Here is a 17,813-nt window from a genome sequence, read left to right as displayed (position 1 = left end):
GTTCGTGCGCAGCGCGGCATCCGTCATCTGCGCGAACGATCTCGATCACTCCCCGTTCACCCCCGCGACGACGCTGCGTCGCCGCCATCTGCGGAAATAGACCGTGCTCTCCTCGTTGACCCGATCGAGGGGCCGCATCCAGCCCGTGCTCGGTGCGTTCCTCCTGCTCGCCCTCGCCCTCGCTCCGCTGGGCGTCCCCGCTGCGGCCCACGCCGACGACGCCGGCTCGACCGACACGACGGTCGGTGTGGCCACCCGCCCCGCCGGCGCGGACGGCCGCCCGGACGATCGCACGCGCTTCGCCTACTCCGCCGACCCCGGCCAGAGCGTCACCGACCAGGTGCTCGTCGGCAACACCGGCACCGAGAGCCAGGACTTCACCGTGCTGGCGACCGATGCCTACAACGGCACGAACGGCGACTTCTCGCTGCTCGCGTCGGCCGAGACGCCGACCTCCGTCGGGGCGTGGGTCCGCTTCGAGAACGGGGAGAACCGCATCCAGTTCTCCCTCGCCCCCCAGGAGGTCCGCCTCCTCACGTTCACCGTCGCCATCCCCGCCGACGCCACCCCCGGCGACCACGTCGGCGGCATCGTCGCGTCGGTCGTCGAAGACGGTCAGCAGGTGAGCCTGGACCGCCGCGTGGCGACCGCCGTGTTCGCCCGGGTCTCCGGCGAGCTGCAGCCCCGGCTCACGCTGGCCAGCTTCGACGCGACCTATCAGGGCGACTGGTGGAACCCGTTCGGGGGCTCCTTGAAGGTGCTCTACACCGTCGACAACCCCGGCAACGTCGCTCTCGCCGCCAACCTGACGATGAGCGCGGCCACCTGGTTCGGCGTCCCCGTCACCGCCGAGCGCGGCGGCAGCATCCCGGTGCTGCTGCCCGGCAACTCCGCGACCTACGAGTTCGAGCTGCCGGGCATCGCGCAGTGGGGCTACCTCAACCCGAGCGCGCTCCTGAATCCTTTCGTCGACGCCTCGGATGCCGCGCTCCAGGTGCCCGTCGCGCCCGTCTCCCGCGACACCGTCGTGCTCGTCCTGCCCTGGAGCGTCGTGATCCTCGTCGCGCTCATCGTGGCGGTCGTCCTCTTCGTGCGCCGGCGTCGCCGTCGTGACGACGAGGCCGCCCGGGAATGGATCGCCTACACGGAGAGCCAGGCGGCCGCCGCAGCGGAGGCGAGGCTGCGCGCCGCCTCCGGGGCGGTCGACGAATGACCGCCGTCCGGCGCACGCCGTGGGCCGTCGCGCTGCTGGGCACGGTCGCCCTCTTCACCCTGCTGCCGATCGCGGGGCTCGGGGCCCGTGCCGACGACGGCGTCGACGACAGCGGCAACGTGTCGGTGACGGTCGTCGACGGATCGACCCCGTCGCCCAGCCCGTCGTCCACCGCGAGCCCGCGGCCCACGACCCCTCCCGCTCCCGGATCGTCGTCGACGTCCGGTGGGTCCGGCGGCGGGGGAGCGGCCGGCGGCGCGTCGGGAGGCTCGGCGCCGGGCGGCACCGGCGCAGCCGACGACGTCAGCATCGCCGGCATGGTCTACATCGGGGGGATCAACTCCTCGGTCGCCCTCTCACCCGACCCCGGCAGCGGTGAGGTGACGCTGTGGCTGACCGTGCGCAACGCCTCCACCAGCACGATCGACCTGACGGTGGACTTCTGGATGGAGAGCGTGCTGTTCGGCGTCCCGCTCGATCAGACGCGCGGTGTCGCGGTTCCGGCGCTGCAGCCGGCCGAGGTCCGGGTCGTCTCCACCCGCCTGCACGGCGCCGGACAGTGGGGCCTGGTCGACACCCACGCGACGGTCACCCCGCCGGCGACCGTGGACGGCACGGCGCTGACGCCGGTCACCCGCGACGCGCTGGTCTTCGTCTTCCCGTGGGTGAGCGTGCTCGTCGCGGCCGTGATCGTCATCGGGCTGCTCGCGTGGCGCGCGGTCGCCCTCGCCCTCGCCGCCGAGCCGTCGGCGGAGGCCGCGGCATGACGCTGTTCGAGGAGCGGACCCAGATCGTCGCCCCGGCCCCGGCGGCACCGGCGAGCCCGCCGCCCCCGCGCCGCCCCCGTCGGATGCCGCGGCCGATCCCGCAGTACGCGCCGCTCACCGCGGGGCAGGCGCTCGCGCGCGGCATCCTGGCGCTCGTCGCCGCGCTCGCGCTCGCCTTCGTGTTCCACCTGCTGATCCTCAGCCACGTCCTCCACTTCGCGGCGCAGCAGCAGCTCTCCGACACGTATCGCGCGCAGCTCGCCGCCGGAACGGCGCCGGTGAGCGAGGGCGACTTCGACGACGTCCTGCTCGCCGACGGCGTGCCCGTCGGGATCATCGAGATCCCGCGCCTGGGCATCAGGGAGGTCATCTCCGAGGGCACCTCCTCGGGGGTGCTGGCCGGCGGCCCCGGACACCGCCGCGACACGGTCCTGCCCGGACAGGTGGGGGTGAGCGTCGTCATGGCTCGTGCCGCGGCGTTCGGCGGGCCCTTCGGCCGGTTGCAGTCGCTCCAGCCGGGCGACACGTTCGAGGTCCGCACCGGCCAGGGGGCGAACACCTTCGAGGTGCTCGGCGTGCGCTACGCCGGCGACCCCACCCCGCCGGCCCCGGCGCGCGGGGAGAGCCGTCTCATCCTCATGACCGCGCGCGGGGCTCCGTACGTCCCGACGGGCATCGCCTACGTCGACGCGACGCTCACCTCCCCGGCGCAGCCGGCCGGTGCCCGCCAGACGACGCCCGTGACGCTGGCGCCGTCGGACCGGGCGATGGCCACCGACATCTCCACCGTGTGGGCGCTCGTGTTCGCCCTGCAGTTCCTCGTCGCCGCCGAGGTGGCCGCGGTCTGGGCGTTTCGTCGGGTGGGCGCGCAGAAGACCTGGATCGTCTTCGTGCCGGTCCTCCTCCTCGCGAGCGTCTTCGTCTGCGATCAGCTCGTCCGCCTCCTTCCCAACCTCCTCTGACTCGGAGCCCCCCATGTCTGACGACGTCGAACCGTCCCGCGCGGCCCACCGCGCCGAGCGGGCGAACCGCCCCCGCTTCCTCGGCCGCACGAGCGGACGTGCGCCCGCCCCGTCGGAACTGGTGATGGCAGGCGGCGAGTTCGCCCTCTCTCCCGCGCCGGGCGGAGCCGTCGTGGTCGGCGGCGCTCCGGCGATGCACGCGGATGCCGTCGGCGCGACGGCGGTCCCGGTGCCGCCGTCGCAGCTCGAGGCCCGCGCCATCTCGGCCTGGTTCGGCGACCATCAGGTGCTCCACGACGTGTCGCTGCAGATGCCCGCCGGCCAGGTGACGGCCCTCATCGGCCCGTCCGGCTGCGGAAAATCGACGTTCCTGCGCATCCTCAACCGCATGCACGAACTGGTGCCCTCGGCATCCCTCGCCGGTGAGGTGCTGCTGGACCACGACGACATCTACGACGCCGGCCACCGTCTCGTGGATGCCCGCAAGAAGATCGGCATGGTCTTCCAGAAGCCCAACCCCTTCCCGGCCATGTCGATCTACGACAACGTCGTCGCGGGCCTGAAGCTCGCGGGCATCCGTGCCAGTCGCAGTGAGAAGGACATGCTCGTCGAGACCTGCCTCACGAAAGCGGGACTGTGGCGGGAGCTGAAGGACCGTCTGCGTGCGCCCGGCGGCGGCCTGTCGGGCGGGCAGCAGCAGCGCCTGTGCATCGCGCGCTCCCTCGCCGTGCGGCCGCGGGTGCTCCTGATGGACGAGCCGTGCTCGGCGCTGGACCCGACCTCCACGCGCGTCATCGAGGAGACGATGACCGAGCTCGCGCGCGAGGTCACGATCGTCATCGTCACCCACAACATGCAGCAGGCGCAGCGGGTCTCCCAGCAGTGCGCGTTCTTCCTCGCCTCGCAGGGCCAGCCCGGCCACATCGTCGAGCACGGCGACACCGACGCGATGTTCTCCTCCCCGATCGACCCGCGCACCTTCGACTACGTCAACGGCCGCTTCGGCTGAGCGCGATGCGGGCGGGCGGATGGTGGTCGCCGCGCGACGGGATGTTGATCGCCGTCGCCGGGGCTCTGATCGCGGTGTTCGTCGGCGGAGTGATCGCCCACGCCGAGACGCCGCGTCCGCCCGCGCCCCTCGCGTCCTCGGCGAGCGGTCCGGTCGAGCCGGTCGCCCCGGTCGAGGAGGTCGCTCCGGTCGTCACGGCTCCCGCCGCACGCGTCGACCCCGCGTGGCTCGCCCGCACCGCCGCGGCCACCGGCATCCCCGCCCGCGCCCTGCGGGCCTACGCGGGCGCCCAGCTCACGGTCGCCGCCGAACAGCCCTCGTGCGGGCTGGGGTGGAACACCGTCGCCGCGATCGGGGCGATCGAGTCCGACCACGGGCGGCACGGGGGAGCGGTGCTGGGCGAGGACGGCCGCTCGACGCCCGCGATCCGGGGGCCCGCGCTGGACGGCGACGGCGTGGCGGCGATCGCGGACACCGACGGCGGGCGGTGGGACGGCGACGCAGTGTGGGACCGCGCGGTCGGCCCGATGCAGTTCATCCCCGATACGTGGGCACGCTGGGGCGGCGACGCCGACGGCGACGGCATCGCCGATCCGAACCAGATCGACGACGCGGCGCTCGCGACGGCGCGCTACCTCTGCGGTGCGGGCACGATGACGGATGCCGACGGGTGGCGGGCGGCCGTGTTCGCGTACAACCACCTCGACGTCTACGTCGACGATGTCGCCGCCCTCGCGAACCGCTACTCCGCGGCCGCCGCGCGCGCCGCGCGCCTCAGCGCAGCACCTCGACCAGCACCACCCACGACACGAACAGCGCCGAGACGATCGCCGCGATCGCCCCGACCGCCAGCCAGACCAGTCCGCCGCCGGATCCCGTCAGCGCGATGATCCCGCCCGCCGCGTACAGCAACGGCGTGACGAAGGCGACCGCGGCCTTGCCCACCCGCAGGCGGTTCTCCGGGTGATGGTTCTGGAAGATGCGCACCGCCGCGACGGCGGCGAAGACCGTCGTGAGGGCGGCCGCGCCCACGACGACCGCGCCGTATGCGGTGATCGTCAGATCCGGGAACAGCCCCACGGCGCACACGATGCTCGCGAGGATCAGCCCCGCGATCCCCGACGCGACACGGGACGTCAGGGATGCCGCCGTGATGACGACCTGGATGTTCACGCTGGCCGCGACGATGACCAGACCGGCCAGTGCGGCGGTCGCGCCGAGCATCGCGACGTTGTACTCGTGCCAGTTCTCCAGCGCATCCATGCTCGCAGGATAGTGGCCGCCGGCCGCCGTCACATGGCTCGGCGGGCATGCGCCGCTCTCTAGGATGGGGAGGTGGGCGCGGCATCCGAGTGCCCGTCGACATGTCTTCAGGAGTTCCACACGTGGCGCTGATCGTCCAGAAGTACGGCGGCTCGTCCGTCGCCGACGCCGAGAGCATCAAGCGGGTCGCGAAGCGCATCGTCGACGCCCGACGCGCCGGGCACGACGTCGTCGTGGCCGTCAGTGCGATGGGCGACACGACCGACGAGCTGATCGACCTCGCCGCGCAGGTCGCTCCCATCCCGGCGCCGCGCGAGCTCGACATCCTGCTGAGCTCGGGCGAGCGCATCTCGATGGCGCTGCTGGCGATGGCGATCCACTCGATGGGCTTCGAGGCACGCTCGTTCACCGGCAGCCAGGCCGGCATGATCACGACCGCCGACCACGGCTCGGCACGCATCGTCGACGTCACGCCCGTGCGGCTGCGCGAGGCGCTGGACGAAGGGGCCATCGTCATCGTCGCGGGCTTCCAGGGCTTCAACCGCGACACCCGCGACATCACGACGCTCGGTCGCGGCGGCTCCGACACGACCGCCGTGGCGCTCGCCGCCGCCCTCGACGCCGACGTCTGCGAGATCTACAGCGACGTCGACGGCATCTTCACCGCCGACCCCCGCGTCGTGCCGAAGGCCCGCAAGCTCGAGGTCGTGTCCGCCGAGGAGATGCTCGAGCTCGCCGCCAACGGCGCCAAGGTGCTCTACATCCGCGCCGTCGAGTACGCCCGCCGGCACGGCGTCATGATCAACGCCCGCTCCACGTTCAGCTCCGGCCGCGGCACCTTCGTGCTCGGCCCCGGCATGACCGTCCCCGAAAGCCTCGCTCCCGACAGCACAGAGGAGTCCCCCATGGAAGAGCCCATCGTCGCCGGTGTCGCCACCGATCTCGGCCAGGCCAAGATCACCGTCATCGGCGTGCCGGACGTTCCCGGCAAGGCGGCCGAGATCTTCACGGTGATCGCCAAGTCGGGGGCCAACGTCGACATGATCGTCCAGAACGTGTCCGCCGCGGCCACGGGCCGCACCGACATCTCCTTCACGCTGCCCAAGTCGGATGCCGCCACCGCCCTGCGGGCGCTCGCCGCCGAGCAGGCCGGCATCGGGTTCGAGAGCCTCGTGCACGACGACCAGATCGGCAAGCTCTCCGTCGTCGGCGCCGGCATGCGCACCCACTCGGGCGTCTCGGCGACGCTGTTCGAGGCGCTGTCGACCGCGGGCGTGAACATCGAGATGATCTCGACCTCGGAGATCCGCATCTCGGTCGTGCTGCGCGGCGACGACCTCGCCCAGGCCGCCCGCGTCGTGCACACGGCCTTCGGCCTGGACAGCGACACCGAGGCCACGGTCTACGCCGGCACCGGCCGCTGACGGCCCCATCACACGGCGTCGCGCCCGGAGCGGGCCGTCCGCCCCACACGGGCCGATATGGCGGGCATCCGCCGCCCTTCGGCAGATCGCCTGCGCTCGGCCGGCGATAGAATCACTCAACCCCACCTCTCTCGCAAGGATCCCTCATGACCCGCATCTCTGACTCAGGACTGAACGTCGCCGTCGTCGGCGCCACCGGACAGGTCGGCACGGTCATGCGCGAGATTCTCGCCGAGCGCTCGTTCCCGATCCGCGAGTTGCGGCTGTTCGCGACGGCCCGCTCGGCCGGCACGGCCGTCGAGTTCGGCGGCGAGACCGTCATCATCGAAGACATCGCCACGGCGGATCCGACCGGCATCGACGTCGCCCTGTTCAGCGCGGGTGCCACCGGCTCGCGGGCGCACGCCCCGCGCTTCGCCGAGGCCGGCGCGATCGTCATCGACAACTCGAGCGCGTGGCGGATGGACCCCGACGTCCCGCTCGTGGTCAGCGAGGTCAACCCGCACGCGACGGTGAACCCGCCCAAGGGCATCATCGCCAACCCCAACTGCACCACGATGGCCGCCATGCCCGTCCTCAAGCCCCTGGATGCCGCCGCAGGCCTGGAACGCCTGATCGTCAGCACCTACCAGGCCGTGTCGGGCTCGGGCCTCGCGGGCGCGCAGGAGCTGCTCGGCCAGGTCGAGGGCGTGCTGGCCCAGGGCCACACGCTCGATCTCGTCCACGACGGATCGGCCGTCGACTTTCCACAGCCCGAGAAGTACATCGCCCCGATCGCGTTCGACGTCATCCCCTTCGCGGGCAACCTCGTCGACGACGGCGACAACGAGACCGACGAGGAGAAGAAGCTCCGCAACGAGAGCCGCAAGATCCTCGAGCTGCCCGAGCTCCGCGTCGCCGGCACGTGCGTGCGCGTGCCCGTCTTCACCGGCCACTCGCTCTCGATCCACGCGGAGTTCCGCGACGACATCACCCCCGAGCGGGCCCGCGAGATCCTGGCATCCGCTCCCGGGGTCGCGCTGGAGGAGGTGCCGACGCCGCTGCAGGCCGCCGGCAACGACCCGAGCTACGTCGGCCGCATCCGCGCCGACCAGTCCGCGCCCGAGGGCAAGGGCCTCGTGCTGTTCATCAGCAACGACAACCTGCGCAAGGGCGCCGCGCTCAACGCCGTGCAGATCGCCGAGCTCGTCGCCGCCCGCCTCACCGCGACGACCGTCTGACGCCACGGCGCACGCCCGCGGTATCCGTGGAATTGAGCGCGGGCGAAAGAACGGCGAGAGTTCACGGCGAGGGATGCCGCGGCACGCGGAGACCGTGCAAAACGGCACCTAGACTGGATCATTGTGAGTGAACCCGTCGACGTCGTCCTGATCGGCGGTGGCATCATGAGTGCCACCCTCGGAACCCTGCTGACGCAGTTGCAGCCGGACTGGAAGATCGTGGTGCTCGAGCGGCTCAGCGATGTCGCCGAGGAGTCCTCCAACGCCTGGAACAACGCCGGCACCGGTCACGCGGCGCTCTGCGAGCTCAACTACATGCCGGAGGCCGCAGACGGCTCCGTCGACCCGGCCAAGGCCATCGCGATCAACGAGCAGTTCCAGCAGAGTCGCCAGCTGTGGTCCAGCCTGGTGGAGCGCGGCGTCCTGGACGGCCCGTCCACCTTCATCAACGCGACCCCGCACATGACCTTCGTGCGCGGGGAGAAGGATGTCGCGTACCTCAAGAAGCGCTACGAGGCGCTGCGCACGCAGCCGCTGTTCGAGGGCATCGAGTACTCCGAGGACTCCCGCGTCATCAACCAGTGGGCGCCGCTGCTGATGCAGAAGCGGAAGAAGGCCGACGAGCCGTTCGCCGCCACGCGCGTGCCGGCCGGCACCGACGTCGACTTCGGCTCGCTCACGCGCCAGCTCTTCTCCCACCTGCAGGAGCAGGGCGTGGAGGTCGTGACCAACCGCGAGGTGCGAAAGCTCCGCAAGAACGCCGACGGCACCTGGAAGGTGTCGTACCGCCACACGCTCGGGCGCACGCCCGGCAGCTTCTCGGCGCGGTTCGTTTTCGTGGGCGCCGGCGGCTGGGCCATCAAGCTCCTGCAGTCCTCGCGCATCCCCGAGATCTCCGGCTACGGCGTCTTCCCGATCGGCGGGCAGTGGCTGAAGACCTCGAACCCCGCGATCGTCGCGCAGCACAAGGCGAAGGTGTACTCGCAGGCCTCGGTCGGCGCGCCGCCCATGTCGGTGCCCCACCTCGACACGCGCGTCGTCGACGGCGAGGCCTCGCTGCTGTTCGGCCCGTTCGCGACCTTCAGCCCGAAGTTCCTCAAGAACGGTCGCATCACCGACATCGTCGCGCAGGTGCGCCCCGGCAACATCGGCCCGATGCTCAAGGTCGCCGTCGACAACCCCGGGCTCATCAAGTACCTCGTCAGCGAGCTGCTGAAGAACCACAAGAAGAAGGTCGACTCGCTCCGCGACTTCATGCCCACCGCGAAGGACGAGGACTGGGAGCTGCTCCAGGCCGGCCAGCGCGCACAGGTCATGAAGAAGGACCCGCAGAAGGGCGGCGTCCTGCAGTTCGGCACCGAGGTCGTCACCTCCGCGGACGGCTCGATCGCGGGACTGCTGGGTGCCTCCCCGGGGGCGTCGACCGCGGCATCCATCATGCTCGGCCTTCTCAAGACGTGCTTCCCCGACCGCATCGCCGAGTGGGAGCCGGAGCTGCGGGCGCTCATCCCGAGCTACGGCTCGACGCTCAACGGCGACCCGGCTGCCGCGGACGCGTCGCTGACCGCGACCTCCGCCGTGCTGGGCATCAACCGCTGACCCGCGGCATCCCCCTCGCATGGCCAAGCTCTATTTCCGCTACGGAGCGATGAACTCCGGTAAGTCGACGGCGCTGCTGCAGGCCGCGTTCAACTACGAGGAACGCGGACAGCACGTCCTTCTGGCCAAGCCGGAGATCGACACGAAGGGTGCCGACCAGATCTCCAGCCGGCTCGGGGTGGCGCGCGAGGTCGACTTCCTCATCGCTCCGGATGCCGATCTGCGTGCGCTCGTCGCCGAGCACGCCGCCCGCTACGACGGCGCGGTCGCCTGCCTGCTCATCGACGAGGCCCAGTTCCTGACGCCGGAGCAGGTCGACGACCTGTTGCGGATCGTGGTCGACGACGGCATCCCTGCTCTCGCGTACGGCATCCGTACGGACTTCCAGACCCGTGCCTTCCCGGGCTCTGCGCGCCTGCTCGAGCTCGCGCACAGCCTCGAAGAGCTGAAGACGATCTGCCGGTGCGGGAGGAAGGCGCTGTTCAACGCGCGGCTGGTGGGCGGGCGGTTCGTCTTCGACGGCGATCAGGTCGCGATCGACGAGCTGTCGCACGAGAAGGTGACCTACGAGTCGATGTGCGCGGAGTGCTATCTGCGCGAGTCGGGCGGCCGCCTCAGCTGACGGCGTCGCGCGACGCGCCGCGGCGTCGGGGGAGCGGCACGAGCATCGACGTCGTCCGGCGGTAGTCGGCGTATTCCGGATACTTGCTCGCCGAGATCGACTCGGTGAACACGGTCGAACCCAGAAACAGCAGGGTCAGCAGCACGGCGCCGACGATGGTGGGATTGACCAGCCCGCCCCAGAAGCCCGCGCCCGCGACGACCGCCGACGTCGCCCCGATCGCGTAGAAGACCCACCACTGCGCCTGTTCGAAGAAGAAGTTCGGATGCCGGCTGTAGGCGAACAGCCCGCGTGTGAGGAACCCGGTCGCCTCTCCCCGCGCTTTGGCGCGATGGAACTCCCACTGCTGCTGGTCGGCGACGGTCTCTCCACTCAGCAACCCGAGGAAGAGCAGGGCCAGGATGACGTCTGCGGGTGCCAGCGGGGCGGGATGCTGCCAGGCCGTCCAGGCGGGCAGGGTGATGAGCACCAGGAGCGTCATCTGGTACAGGACGATGAACAGCAGGTTGAAGAGCTGGAAGAGTGCGGCCGGCATGCGCGCGCGGAGGATCGCCCACCGGTAGTCCTCGACTCCCGAATATCCACCCTTGCGGGCGAAGTTGAACGTCAGCCGGGCGCCCCACGCCGTGACCAGCACGGCCATCAGCACGAGTCTCGCGGCATCCTGACCCGACGCGAGCCCGGCCGCGGCGAAGATCCAGACGTACACGACGGGGACGATCGACCACAGCCGGTCGACCCACGACGTGTCGCGGGTGAGGAGGGAGGCGATCCAGCAGAAGGCCGACGCGAGCGCGGCGACGACGATGACGGCCAGAAGCGGGTCCATTCTCCGAGCGTAGGGCCGGAGTCCGACACGGCGAGGATTTTTGCCGGTCCGTCCGACGTGCGCTAATGTGGCCTGACCATATAGGAAGCGGCGGGAGGCGACGATGACGGAGAACGCTCCGGCGCGCGCATGGCGTGTGGTGCTCGAGAAGATCGAGGCCGATCTGCTGAGCGGGGCCCTCGGCCCCGGCGACCGGCTGTCGCCCGAGCGCGAGCTCGCCGCGACCCTCGGCGTCGGGCGCTCCAGCGTGCGTGAAGCGCTGCGCGTGCTCGAGGTCATGGGGCTCATCCGCACCGCGACGGGCTCCGGTCCGACGGCGGGCGCGATCGTGACGGCGACGCCGCACGGCGGTCTCGCCCAGCTGCTGCGCCTGCAGGTGGCCGCGCAGGGCTTCCCGATCCCCGACGTGTACGAGACGCGGCTCCTGCTGGAGGAGTGGGCGGTCGCGCATCTGGCCGATCTCGACGAGCCCGATCTGGCCGAGGCGCGCGCGACGCTCAAGGCGATGGAGGATGCCGGCCTCACGGCCGACGACTTCCTCGCGCTCGACGCCCAGTTCCACCTGCGCCTGACGGATGCCGCGGGCAACGTGGTCGTCGCCGCCACGATGGCGGGCCTGCGCACCACCATCGAGAGCTACATCCGTGCCGGCGCCCGCCGGATCGATGATTGGGACGCCACGGTCGCGCGGCTGCACCGCGAGCACGGCGACATCCTCGCCGCCATCGATGACGGCGACGCCGCGCGTGCCCGCGACCTGGTGCGGGCACACATCACGGCCTACTACGCCGACGCGGGCATGCCCGCGCCCTCCGACGCCGTCGTCCCGACCGAGGGCTGAGCCTCCGCCCGCGGGGCGTCAGCGCAGCGGGAGCGTCGGGATCAGCGCCGTGAGGTATTCGACGGTGTGCTCCCAGCCGTCGACCGCCTGGCAGGTCACGCCCATCGCGAGCACCGGGTAGTCGTTGCCGTGCTCGTCCAGACGGTCGCCGACGAAGAGCATGTCGTCGAGCGGGATGCCGGTGACCTCGGCGAGCTTGCGCATGCCGTAGGCCTTGTCGATGCCGCGGTGGGTGATGTCGACCGAGGTGGAGCCGCCGGAGCGGACCTCGAGGTCGGGGATGCGAGCCGCGACGGCGTCGCGAAGCGCGTTCTTCTTCTCGCCCGTCGGGTCCCAGGCCATCTTGGCCTCGAGCGGGGCGGTCTGTCCGAGCGCCGAGAACGTGATCTGGGAGCCGCGATCCTCGAGGATGTCTCCCCAGGGCTCGCCCTCCCACAGTCCGAGGCGCTGGGCCTCCTCCTGTACAGCGGCGAGGGCGCGGGACTTCTCGTCCTCCGTCAGGGCGTGCGCGTACACCGTGCGCACTCCGTCCGCCTCGAGCCGGTAGTACTGCGTGCCGCACGTGGGCATGAGGTGGAACCGGTCCAGCGTGGCCGCATCGGCGGCCGGGAGCCGGTCGACGACCTGCGTCTGGAACTGCTGCAGCTGCCCGCCGGAGATGATCGCCACCTCGACGCGTGCAGCGAGGTCGAGGAGCAGATCGCCGATGCGCGCATCGATCGCGCTCTTGGACGGCGCGAGGGTGTCGTCGAGATCGAAGGCGATCAGGCGCGGGGTGGTCATCGGGTGTGCTCCCATCCGGTGAGTGAGCCACGAGAGGCTCCGCCTGACGATACAGGCGGAGCCTCTCTGCTGTCGGGGTGACAGGATTTGAACCTGCGGCCTCTTCGTCCCGAACGAAGCGCGCTACCAAGCTGCGCCACACCCCGTGGCAACCCCCCGAGTCTACCCCGGCAGGGGCCGTGCTGACGAATCGAGAGGGCCATCGATTGCGTCGCGGGCGCGCAGGGTGAGCACCGAGGCCTCCGGACGGCATCCGAAGCGCACCGGCGCGTAGATCGAGTGTCCGAGTCCCGCCGACACGTTCAACGGGACGCGGCGACCGGCGGCGCTCCAGCTGCTGAGGCCGCGCGCCTGGTCGAGCGGGATGTCGCAGTTCGCGACGATCGCCGACCGCGAGAAGGGGACCCGCACCTGTCCGCCGTGCGTGTGGCCCGCGAAGATCGCCTCGGCTCCCAACTCGACGAAGCGGTCGAGCACGCGGCGGTACGGGGCGTGGGTGACGCCGACCGCGAGGTCGGGGGCGGGCGAGCGCCGGAAGGCGCGCGGGCGTCGAGCGGCGTCGAGAGCATCGGGGAGGGCCGACAGGTCGTCCCACTCGCGGTGCGCGTCGCTGACGCCGAACGTCTCGAGGCGCAGGCCCGCCACCTCCAGCATCGCGGCCGTGTTGTTGAGATCGGTCCAGCCCAGCTCGTCCGTGAAGTACGCGTTCATCGCGGCCGTGTCGAGCCGCTCCGCGCGGTGCGGACGTGAGGACGGCCCCTGGAAGTAGCGCAGCGGGTTGCGCGCCGACGGACCCGTGACGTCGTTCGAGCCGTGCACGAAGACGCCCGCGACGGAGCGGAGAGGAGCGAAAGCGGTGCGGATGCCGCGCAGCCCGTCGGCGTGACCCAGGTTGTCGCCGGTGTTCACGACGAGGTCGGGCTGGATCGCCTCGGCCAGGCGCGCGATCCACTCCTGCTTGCGGTGCTGCCAGGGCGCCATGTGCGCATCCGACAGATGGAGCACGGTGATCGACGGCGAGCCGACCGGAAGGATCGCGAGCTCATGGCGGCGCACCGTGAACAGGAACCGCTCGATGCACGTGCCCCAGACGGTCGCCCCGACGGCGACCGCCCCCGCCGCCGAGACGGCAGCGAGGGCGGTACGACCGGGCGTCACGAACGTCCGCCGCAGTTCTTCGCCTGATACTGGACGGTCACCTGCGCGCCACGGCTCACCACGGTTCCGGCGGCCGGGTCGGTCCCCGTCACGGTCCCGTCGTCGCTGGCCGTGGGGGAGACGGTGCACTGACCGGTGACGGCGAAGCCGGCGGCCTTCAACGTGTCCTGGGCGTCCTTCCAGGTCGTGAACCCGCCCGGCACCGCCACGCCCTGGCCGTTGCTCGGACGGATCGTCACCGTCGTGCCACCCGCCACGCGACCGGCGCCGGGGTCCTGCTGGATGATCGTGCCGGCCGCTTCCGTGCCGTCCACCGCGTCGCCGACCGTGACCGAGAACCCGGCCGTCTGCAGCGTCTGGGTGGCCCGGTCTACCGTCATGCCGATCACCGAGGGGAGGTCGGCCAGCTGGCGCTTCGTGAGCGCGGCGTCGGGGCCGGGGAACGCGTCTCCGCCGAACTTCGCGTTGGCGGCGCCCTGCATGGCGGGCCAGATCGAGTTGCGGATGCGCGAGAGGACATAGCCGTTCTCGTAGTGGTCGCTCAGGAGCGCGTCGCCCTCCACGTTGCCGACCCAGACCACGGTCGCGACCTTCGTCGACGAGCCGTCCATCCAGGTGTGCAGGTACTCGTGGATACCGGTCTTGCCGAACACCGGGACGCCGTCGCCGATCCGTGCGCCGGAACCCGTGCCGCTCATGACGCCCTCGAGCGTATACGCGGCGGTGTTCGCCACGGCCTCGCTCATGGCGGGGGAGCAGTTCGTCTGCGGCGTGATGTCGTTGCCGTCCGCGTCGAGGGCCTTGTCGATGGACTTCGGCTGGCAGAGCACGCCCTTCGCGGCGATCGAGGCGTAGACCTCGGCCATGTCCAGCGGCGCGACGGGCTGGTCGCCGAGCACGTTGTACGCGAGGTTCGTCTGATCGAGCGGGCTGCCGTCACCCATCATGACGCCCATCTTCATCGCGAGCTGGTTCGTCGAGCAGACCGAGATCTTCTCGGCCATCGTGAGGAAGCCCGAGTTCAGCGAGTCGCGGGTGAAGTTGTAGACCGTGCCGGTGTAGCCGGGGTTGTTCTCGAAGTTGCCGACCTGTCCGCCGCCGCTGTTACCGGCGACCACGTTCTGGATCGTGCCGTTGCACTGGTCGATCTTCTTGGCTCCGACGCGCCCGTTGAGGGTCTCGTTGACGGAGTGTCCCTGCTCCAGCCAGTTCAGCAGGCTGAAGACCTTGTAGGTCGATCCGGCCGAATGTCCGCCGCCGCCGCCGTTGATGGCACGCACGTTGTAGTTGACCTGGGTCGTGGGACCGTTGGTCGCGGCATCCTCGATCGAGTACGGACGGTTCTGGACCATCGACAGGATGCGGCCGGTACCCACCTCCACCTGCACGCCGGAGGCGCCGAGGTTCATGTAGTCGACGGTCGCCGGGACGATCGAGATCGCGTTGAGCCCGTCCTGCTGGAGAGTCGGGTCGAGCGTCGTGTAGATCTTCATCCCGCCGCGCCGGAGGTTGGCGGCGCGCGTGTCGTCATCGTCGCCGAAGGCGGGGTCGGTCAGCAGGATGGTGCGCACGTACTCGCAGAAGAACTCCGCGCCGGCCGCCGTCTGGCAGCCCTGCGTGCGGTCGGTGATCTTGGGCTCGATCGGCGAGGCCTTCGCGGCGTCGTACTCCTCCTGGGAGATCTTGCCGTTGTCGAGCATCCGGCCCAGGACGTAGTTGCGACGCTCGAGCGTCAGCGCGTAGCCGTCGGCGGCGCTGTTGACGGGATTGCCCGCCTTGTCGGTCGTCGAGCCGTCGGGGCGGTCGATGCGGTACACGTTCGGCGCCTGCACCATGCCGGCGATGGTCGCGGCCTGCGCGATGGTGAGGTCGGCGGCCGAGACGCCGAAGTAGTGCTGCGCAGCGGCTCCGATGCCGTAGACGAGGCCACCGAAGTTCGTGATGTTGAGGTAGCCGAGGAGGATCTCGTCCTTCGAGTACATCTTCTCCAGCTGGATGGCGTAGCGCATCTCCTGGAGCTTGCGCTGGTAGCCCTCGGCGCCCTCGTTGGCGGTCGTCGTGGCGTAGCAGGCGCTCACTTCGTCGTCGTTGGTGGCCTTGCGCTCGCAGTTCTGCTGCAGCACGTTCTTGACGTACTGCTGGGTGATCGAGGATCCACCGCGGTTGGAGCCGCTGGAGGCGTTGCCGACGAGCGCGCTCACGGTGCCGAGGAGGTCGACGCCGCCGTGCGTGTAGAAGTTCTTGTCCTCGCTGGAGATGATCGCGTCGTACATGACCGGGTTGACCTGGTCGAACGTAACCGGGATGCGGTTCTGGTCGTAGAACTCCGCCATCAGCATGTCGTTGCCGTTGGCATCCTTGCGGTACATCTCGGTCGGCAGCATCAGCGGGTCGATCTGCAGGAAGCCCGGCATGTTCTCGAACGTGTCGAGAGCGCTCGAGGCCGCGTACCCGGAGACCGCGATCGCGGGAGTCACTGTCGCGGTGATGAGGATGCCGGCGACAGCGCTCAGACCGACGAGTCCCGCGAGGCCACCGAGCACACCGGTGGCCGTCCGTTTGAGTTGGGGCATAGGCTTGATGGTAAGGGACAACCCTGGGGGATCCCTCGGTGCGCCGGGGCGCGCCCCCCGCTCCATCGCACCGATTCCGGGAGTTCGCATGACCACGTGGGAGTACCTCACGACGCCCCTGTTGATCCACAACACGGCCGCCATCCTGAACAACTGGGGCAAGCAGGGGTGGGAGCTCGTGCAGGTCGTGCCGGGGCCGGAAGGCGGACTGGTCGCCTACTTCAAGCGGCCGGTCGGCGGCGGCGCCGCCAACGGCGGGCTCGGAGCCGCGGCCGTGGCCGCCCAGCAGTTCGGGGAGGACGCGTGAGCATCGCCGCCCGCCTGAGCGAGCTCGGCATCGAGCTGCCCGCCGTCGTGCCGCCGGTCGCCGCGTACGTGCCCGCCGTCGTCCACGGCGATCTCGTCTACACGTCGGGCCAGCTGCCCATGATCTCCGGCGCGCTTCCGGCGACGGGCAAGGTCGGCGAGGGGGAGGGGCTCGTCGCGGCATCCGAGGCGCAACGTCTCGCGCGGCAGAGCGCGCTGAACGCCCTGGCGGCCGCCGCCGCGGCGGTCGGCGACCTCGAACGCCTCACCGGTGTCGTCAAGCTCACCGGCTTCGTCGCGTCGGTCCCGGACTTCACCGGGCAGCCCGGCGTGATCAACGGAGCGAGCGAGGTCCTCGGCGAGATCTTCGGCGAGGCCGGCCGACACGCACGATCAGCGGTCGGCGTGCCCGTCCTTCCCCTCGACAGCCCCGTCGAGGTCGAGGTCGTCTTCTCCTTCGCCTGACCCGTGCCCAGGGGGAGGCGTCGGCGATGACGCACTTCCGCCGGGCCGTGAATTAGGTTAGCCTCACCTAAGAGCTTGGTGAGAGCCGGGGCGGCGACTGTTGGTAGCGGCAGCCGCCCCGGCGCCTCATCGGCTCATCGAGCGCCCGCACGTGTGCGGGCGCCGCACCGAGTGCCGAGAGGCACTCCAACCCTACTGATTGGAGTACTCCCTCATGTCCCGTACCCTGCGAAAGCGCACGATGGCCGCCTCGATCGCCGGCCTCACGCTCGCCCTCGTCGGACTCGTCGGCGTCCCCGCGTTCGCGGCGACCGGCCTGAGCCCGGCGCCGTCCGCGGATGCCGCCGGCAACCGCTACTTCGTCGACGGCGACAGCACGACGACGACCGTCACCGGCCTCGCCGCCAACACCGACTACTACGTCGGCCTGTGCTCGAACACCAGCTATCTCTTCGGCATCCCCGCGTGCGCCGGCTTCCAGACCGTGACGACGGACGCCTCGGGTGCGTTCACCGCCACCGTCGCCCTGGAGAGCAACGGCGCCAACACGCACGCCTCCGCACCCGGACAGCCCGCGACGGTGAACTGCACCGCCACCAACGCGTGCGCGATCAAGGTCGCGACCCACGGCACCAGCAAGCAGATCGTCGACCAGAGCGTCTCGTTCCGCGTCGAGCAGTAGTCGCACCCCCCTCCCCGGACGGGTGGGGCCGGTCGCCGCGACCGTGTCCCCACTGCGGCGCGCCCCGGCGCCGGTCCCACCCGTCCTCCCCTTCTCC

General features: G+C 70.7%; 18 protein-coding genes and 1 tRNA gene. 13 read left to right on the top strand and 6 right to left on the bottom strand.

All coding sequences use genetic code 11. The features are described 5' to 3' along the window. Positions 1-115 precede the first annotated feature (115 nt). The 5 genes from AC1Q49_RS12525 to AC1Q49_RS12505 all read left to right on the top strand — a co-directional run bounded on the left by AC1Q49_RS12525 (position 116) and on the right by AC1Q49_RS12505 (position 4,841). Positions 116-1,213: a hypothetical protein gene (locus tag AC1Q49_RS12525; protein WP_492492506.1), complete on the top strand. Its 1,098-nt coding sequence runs from the start codon at positions 116-118 to the stop codon at positions 1,211-1,213. Then, a complete protein-coding gene (locus AC1Q49_RS12520; protein ID WP_492492504.1) occupies positions 1,210-1,980 on the top strand; it encodes a hypothetical protein in 771 nt (256 codons plus the stop codon). Before AC1Q49_RS12525 ends, AC1Q49_RS12520 begins: the two co-directional genes overlap by 4 nt. Continuing rightward, positions 1,977-2,942 carry a sortase gene (locus AC1Q49_RS12515; protein WP_492492502.1) on the top strand — a complete coding sequence of 322 codons (966 nt, stop codon included), beginning with the start codon at positions 1,977-1,979 and terminating at the stop codon, positions 2,940-2,942. The genes AC1Q49_RS12520 and AC1Q49_RS12515 overlap by 4 nt, the downstream gene beginning before the upstream one ends. A gap of 193 nt (positions 2,943-3,135) precedes the next feature. Next, entirely contained in the window at positions 3,136-3,951 is an 816-nt protein-coding gene (locus tag AC1Q49_RS12510; RefSeq protein ID WP_191009640.1) for a phosphate ABC transporter ATP-binding protein, read from the top strand. 5 nt (positions 3,952-3,956) lie between these two features. After that, complete coding sequence (locus AC1Q49_RS12505; RefSeq protein WP_492492500.1) at positions 3,957-4,841, top strand: lytic transglycosylase domain-containing protein; 885 nt, start codon at positions 3,957-3,959, stop codon at positions 4,839-4,841. On the opposite strand, the gene AC1Q49_RS12500 is transcribed toward AC1Q49_RS12505, so the two are convergent. Further along, complete coding sequence (locus tag AC1Q49_RS12500; RefSeq protein WP_492492497.1) at positions 4,726-5,214, bottom strand: hypothetical protein; 489 nt, start codon at positions 5,212-5,214, stop codon at positions 4,726-4,728. The genes AC1Q49_RS12505 and AC1Q49_RS12500 overlap by 116 nt on opposite strands. Positions 5,215-5,336: 122 nt before the next feature. Between AC1Q49_RS12500 and AC1Q49_RS12495 the strand changes: the two genes are divergently transcribed. From AC1Q49_RS12495 to AC1Q49_RS12480, 4 genes are all read left to right on the top strand, one after another. After that, the gene (locus tag AC1Q49_RS12495) at positions 5,337-6,638 is read left to right on the top strand and encodes an aspartate kinase (protein ID WP_101305812.1); all 1,302 of its coding nucleotides are present in this window, start codon (positions 5,337-5,339) and stop codon (positions 6,636-6,638) included. Positions 6,639-6,784: 146 nt separating this feature from the next. Next, a complete protein-coding gene (locus AC1Q49_RS12490) occupies positions 6,785-7,858 on the top strand; it encodes an aspartate-semialdehyde dehydrogenase (protein WP_492492495.1) in 1,074 nt (357 codons plus the stop codon). A 123-nt stretch (positions 7,859-7,981) separates the two neighbouring features. Continuing rightward, positions 7,982-9,457, top strand: a complete 1,476-nt coding sequence (locus AC1Q49_RS12485; protein ID WP_101305813.1) for a malate:quinone oxidoreductase — start codon at positions 7,982-7,984, stop codon at positions 9,455-9,457. Positions 9,458-9,476: 19 nt separating this feature from the next. Continuing rightward, the gene (locus tag AC1Q49_RS12480; RefSeq protein WP_060958317.1) at positions 9,477-10,079 is read left to right on the top strand and encodes a thymidine kinase; all 603 of its coding nucleotides are present in this window, start codon (positions 9,477-9,479) and stop codon (positions 10,077-10,079) included. Here AC1Q49_RS12480 and AC1Q49_RS12475 read toward each other — a convergent pair. Then, positions 10,072-10,908: a DUF1295 domain-containing protein gene (locus tag AC1Q49_RS12475; protein WP_492492492.1), complete on the bottom strand. Its 837-nt coding sequence runs from the start codon at positions 10,906-10,908 to the stop codon at positions 10,072-10,074. The genes AC1Q49_RS12480 and AC1Q49_RS12475 overlap by 8 nt on opposite strands. A gap of 103 nt (positions 10,909-11,011) precedes the next feature. On the opposite strand from AC1Q49_RS12475, the gene AC1Q49_RS12470 reads away from it, so the two are divergent. Then, positions 11,012-11,749 carry a FadR/GntR family transcriptional regulator gene (locus AC1Q49_RS12470; protein WP_061782357.1) on the top strand — a complete coding sequence of 246 codons (738 nt, stop codon included), beginning with the start codon at positions 11,012-11,014 and terminating at the stop codon, positions 11,747-11,749. Between the two features lie 18 nt (positions 11,750-11,767). Here the strand turns inward: AC1Q49_RS12470 and AC1Q49_RS12465 are convergent, their stop codons facing one another. The 4 genes from AC1Q49_RS12465 to AC1Q49_RS12450 all read right to left on the bottom strand — a co-directional run bounded on the left by AC1Q49_RS12465 (position 11,768) and on the right by AC1Q49_RS12450 (position 16,263). Beyond that, positions 11,768-12,532 carry an HAD-IIB family hydrolase gene (locus AC1Q49_RS12465; protein ID WP_492492490.1) on the bottom strand — a complete coding sequence of 255 codons (765 nt, stop codon included), beginning with the start codon at positions 12,530-12,532 and terminating at the stop codon, positions 11,768-11,770. Positions 12,533-12,604: 72 nt separating this feature from the next. Further along, positions 12,605-12,678 (bottom strand) — tRNA-Pro (locus tag AC1Q49_RS12460). 16 nt (positions 12,679-12,694) lie between these two features. Further along, positions 12,695-13,690: a metallophosphoesterase gene (locus AC1Q49_RS12455; protein WP_492492488.1), complete on the bottom strand. Its 996-nt coding sequence runs from the start codon at positions 13,688-13,690 to the stop codon at positions 12,695-12,697. Next, positions 13,687-16,263 carry a transglycosylase domain-containing protein gene (locus AC1Q49_RS12450; RefSeq protein WP_060958322.1) on the bottom strand — a complete coding sequence of 859 codons (2,577 nt, stop codon included), beginning with the start codon at positions 16,261-16,263 and terminating at the stop codon, positions 13,687-13,689. Before AC1Q49_RS12450 ends, AC1Q49_RS12455 begins: the two co-directional genes overlap by 4 nt. A gap of 88 nt (positions 16,264-16,351) precedes the next feature. On the opposite strand from AC1Q49_RS12450, the gene sp36 reads away from it, so the two are divergent. The 3 genes from sp36 to AC1Q49_RS12435 all read left to right on the top strand — a co-directional run bounded on the left by sp36 (position 16,352) and on the right by AC1Q49_RS12435 (position 17,716). Continuing rightward, complete coding sequence (sp36, locus tag AC1Q49_RS12445) at positions 16,352-16,570, top strand: Sp36 family protein (RefSeq protein ID WP_061782358.1); 219 nt, start codon at positions 16,352-16,354, stop codon at positions 16,568-16,570. Next, positions 16,567-17,034 (top strand): RidA family protein, encoded by a 468-nt coding sequence (locus AC1Q49_RS12440; RefSeq protein WP_205282459.1) that lies wholly within the window; start codon positions 16,567-16,569, stop codon positions 17,032-17,034. Before sp36 ends, AC1Q49_RS12440 begins: the two co-directional genes overlap by 4 nt. Before the next feature lie 214 nt (positions 17,035-17,248). Continuing rightward, positions 17,249-17,716 carry a neocarzinostatin apoprotein domain-containing protein gene (locus AC1Q49_RS12435; RefSeq protein WP_492492485.1) on the top strand — a complete coding sequence of 156 codons (468 nt, stop codon included), beginning with the start codon at positions 17,249-17,251 and terminating at the stop codon, positions 17,714-17,716. Positions 17,717-17,813: the final 97 nt, after the last annotated feature.

It is taken from the genome of Microbacterium sp. MPR-TSA4 (genome assembly GCF_058792815.1).
This window is presented reverse-complemented; position numbering and strand designations above follow the sequence as displayed.

Excerpts from the sequence above, each read along its gene's own strand:
- AC1Q49_RS12520 (WP_492492504.1), top strand. The coding sequence starts at position 1,210 with ATGACCGCCGTCCGGCGCACGCCGTGGGCCGTCGCGCTGCTGGGCACG.
- AC1Q49_RS12515 (WP_492492502.1), top strand. The coding sequence starts at position 1,977 with ATGACGCTGTTCGAGGAGCGGACCCAGATCGTCGCCCCGGCCCCGGCG.
- AC1Q49_RS12510 (WP_191009640.1), top strand. The coding sequence starts at position 3,136 with ATGCACGCGGATGCCGTCGGCGCGACGGCGGTCCCGGTGCCGCCGTCG.
- AC1Q49_RS12505 (WP_492492500.1), top strand. The coding sequence starts at position 3,957 with ATGCGGGCGGGCGGATGGTGGTCGCCGCGCGACGGGATGTTGATCGCC.
- AC1Q49_RS12500 (WP_492492497.1), bottom strand. The coding sequence starts at position 5,214 with ATGGATGCGCTGGAGAACTGGCACGAGTACAACGTCGCGATGCTCGGC.
- AC1Q49_RS12490 (WP_492492495.1), top strand. The coding sequence starts at position 6,785 with ATGACCCGCATCTCTGACTCAGGACTGAACGTCGCCGTCGTCGGCGCC.
- AC1Q49_RS12480 (WP_060958317.1), top strand. The coding sequence starts at position 9,477 with ATGGCCAAGCTCTATTTCCGCTACGGAGCGATGAACTCCGGTAAGTCG.
- AC1Q49_RS12475 (WP_492492492.1), bottom strand. The coding sequence starts at position 10,908 with ATGGACCCGCTTCTGGCCGTCATCGTCGTCGCCGCGCTCGCGTCGGCC.
- AC1Q49_RS12470 (WP_061782357.1), top strand. The coding sequence starts at position 11,012 with ATGACGGAGAACGCTCCGGCGCGCGCATGGCGTGTGGTGCTCGAGAAG.
- AC1Q49_RS12465 (WP_492492490.1), bottom strand. The coding sequence starts at position 12,532 with ATGACCACCCCGCGCCTGATCGCCTTCGATCTCGACGACACCCTCGCG.
- AC1Q49_RS12450 (WP_060958322.1), bottom strand. The coding sequence starts at position 16,263 with ATGCCCCAACTCAAACGGACGGCCACCGGTGTGCTCGGTGGCCTCGCG.
- sp36 (WP_061782358.1), top strand. The coding sequence starts at position 16,352 with ATGACCACGTGGGAGTACCTCACGACGCCCCTGTTGATCCACAACACG.
- AC1Q49_RS12435 (WP_492492485.1), top strand. The coding sequence starts at position 17,249 with ATGTCCCGTACCCTGCGAAAGCGCACGATGGCCGCCTCGATCGCCGGC.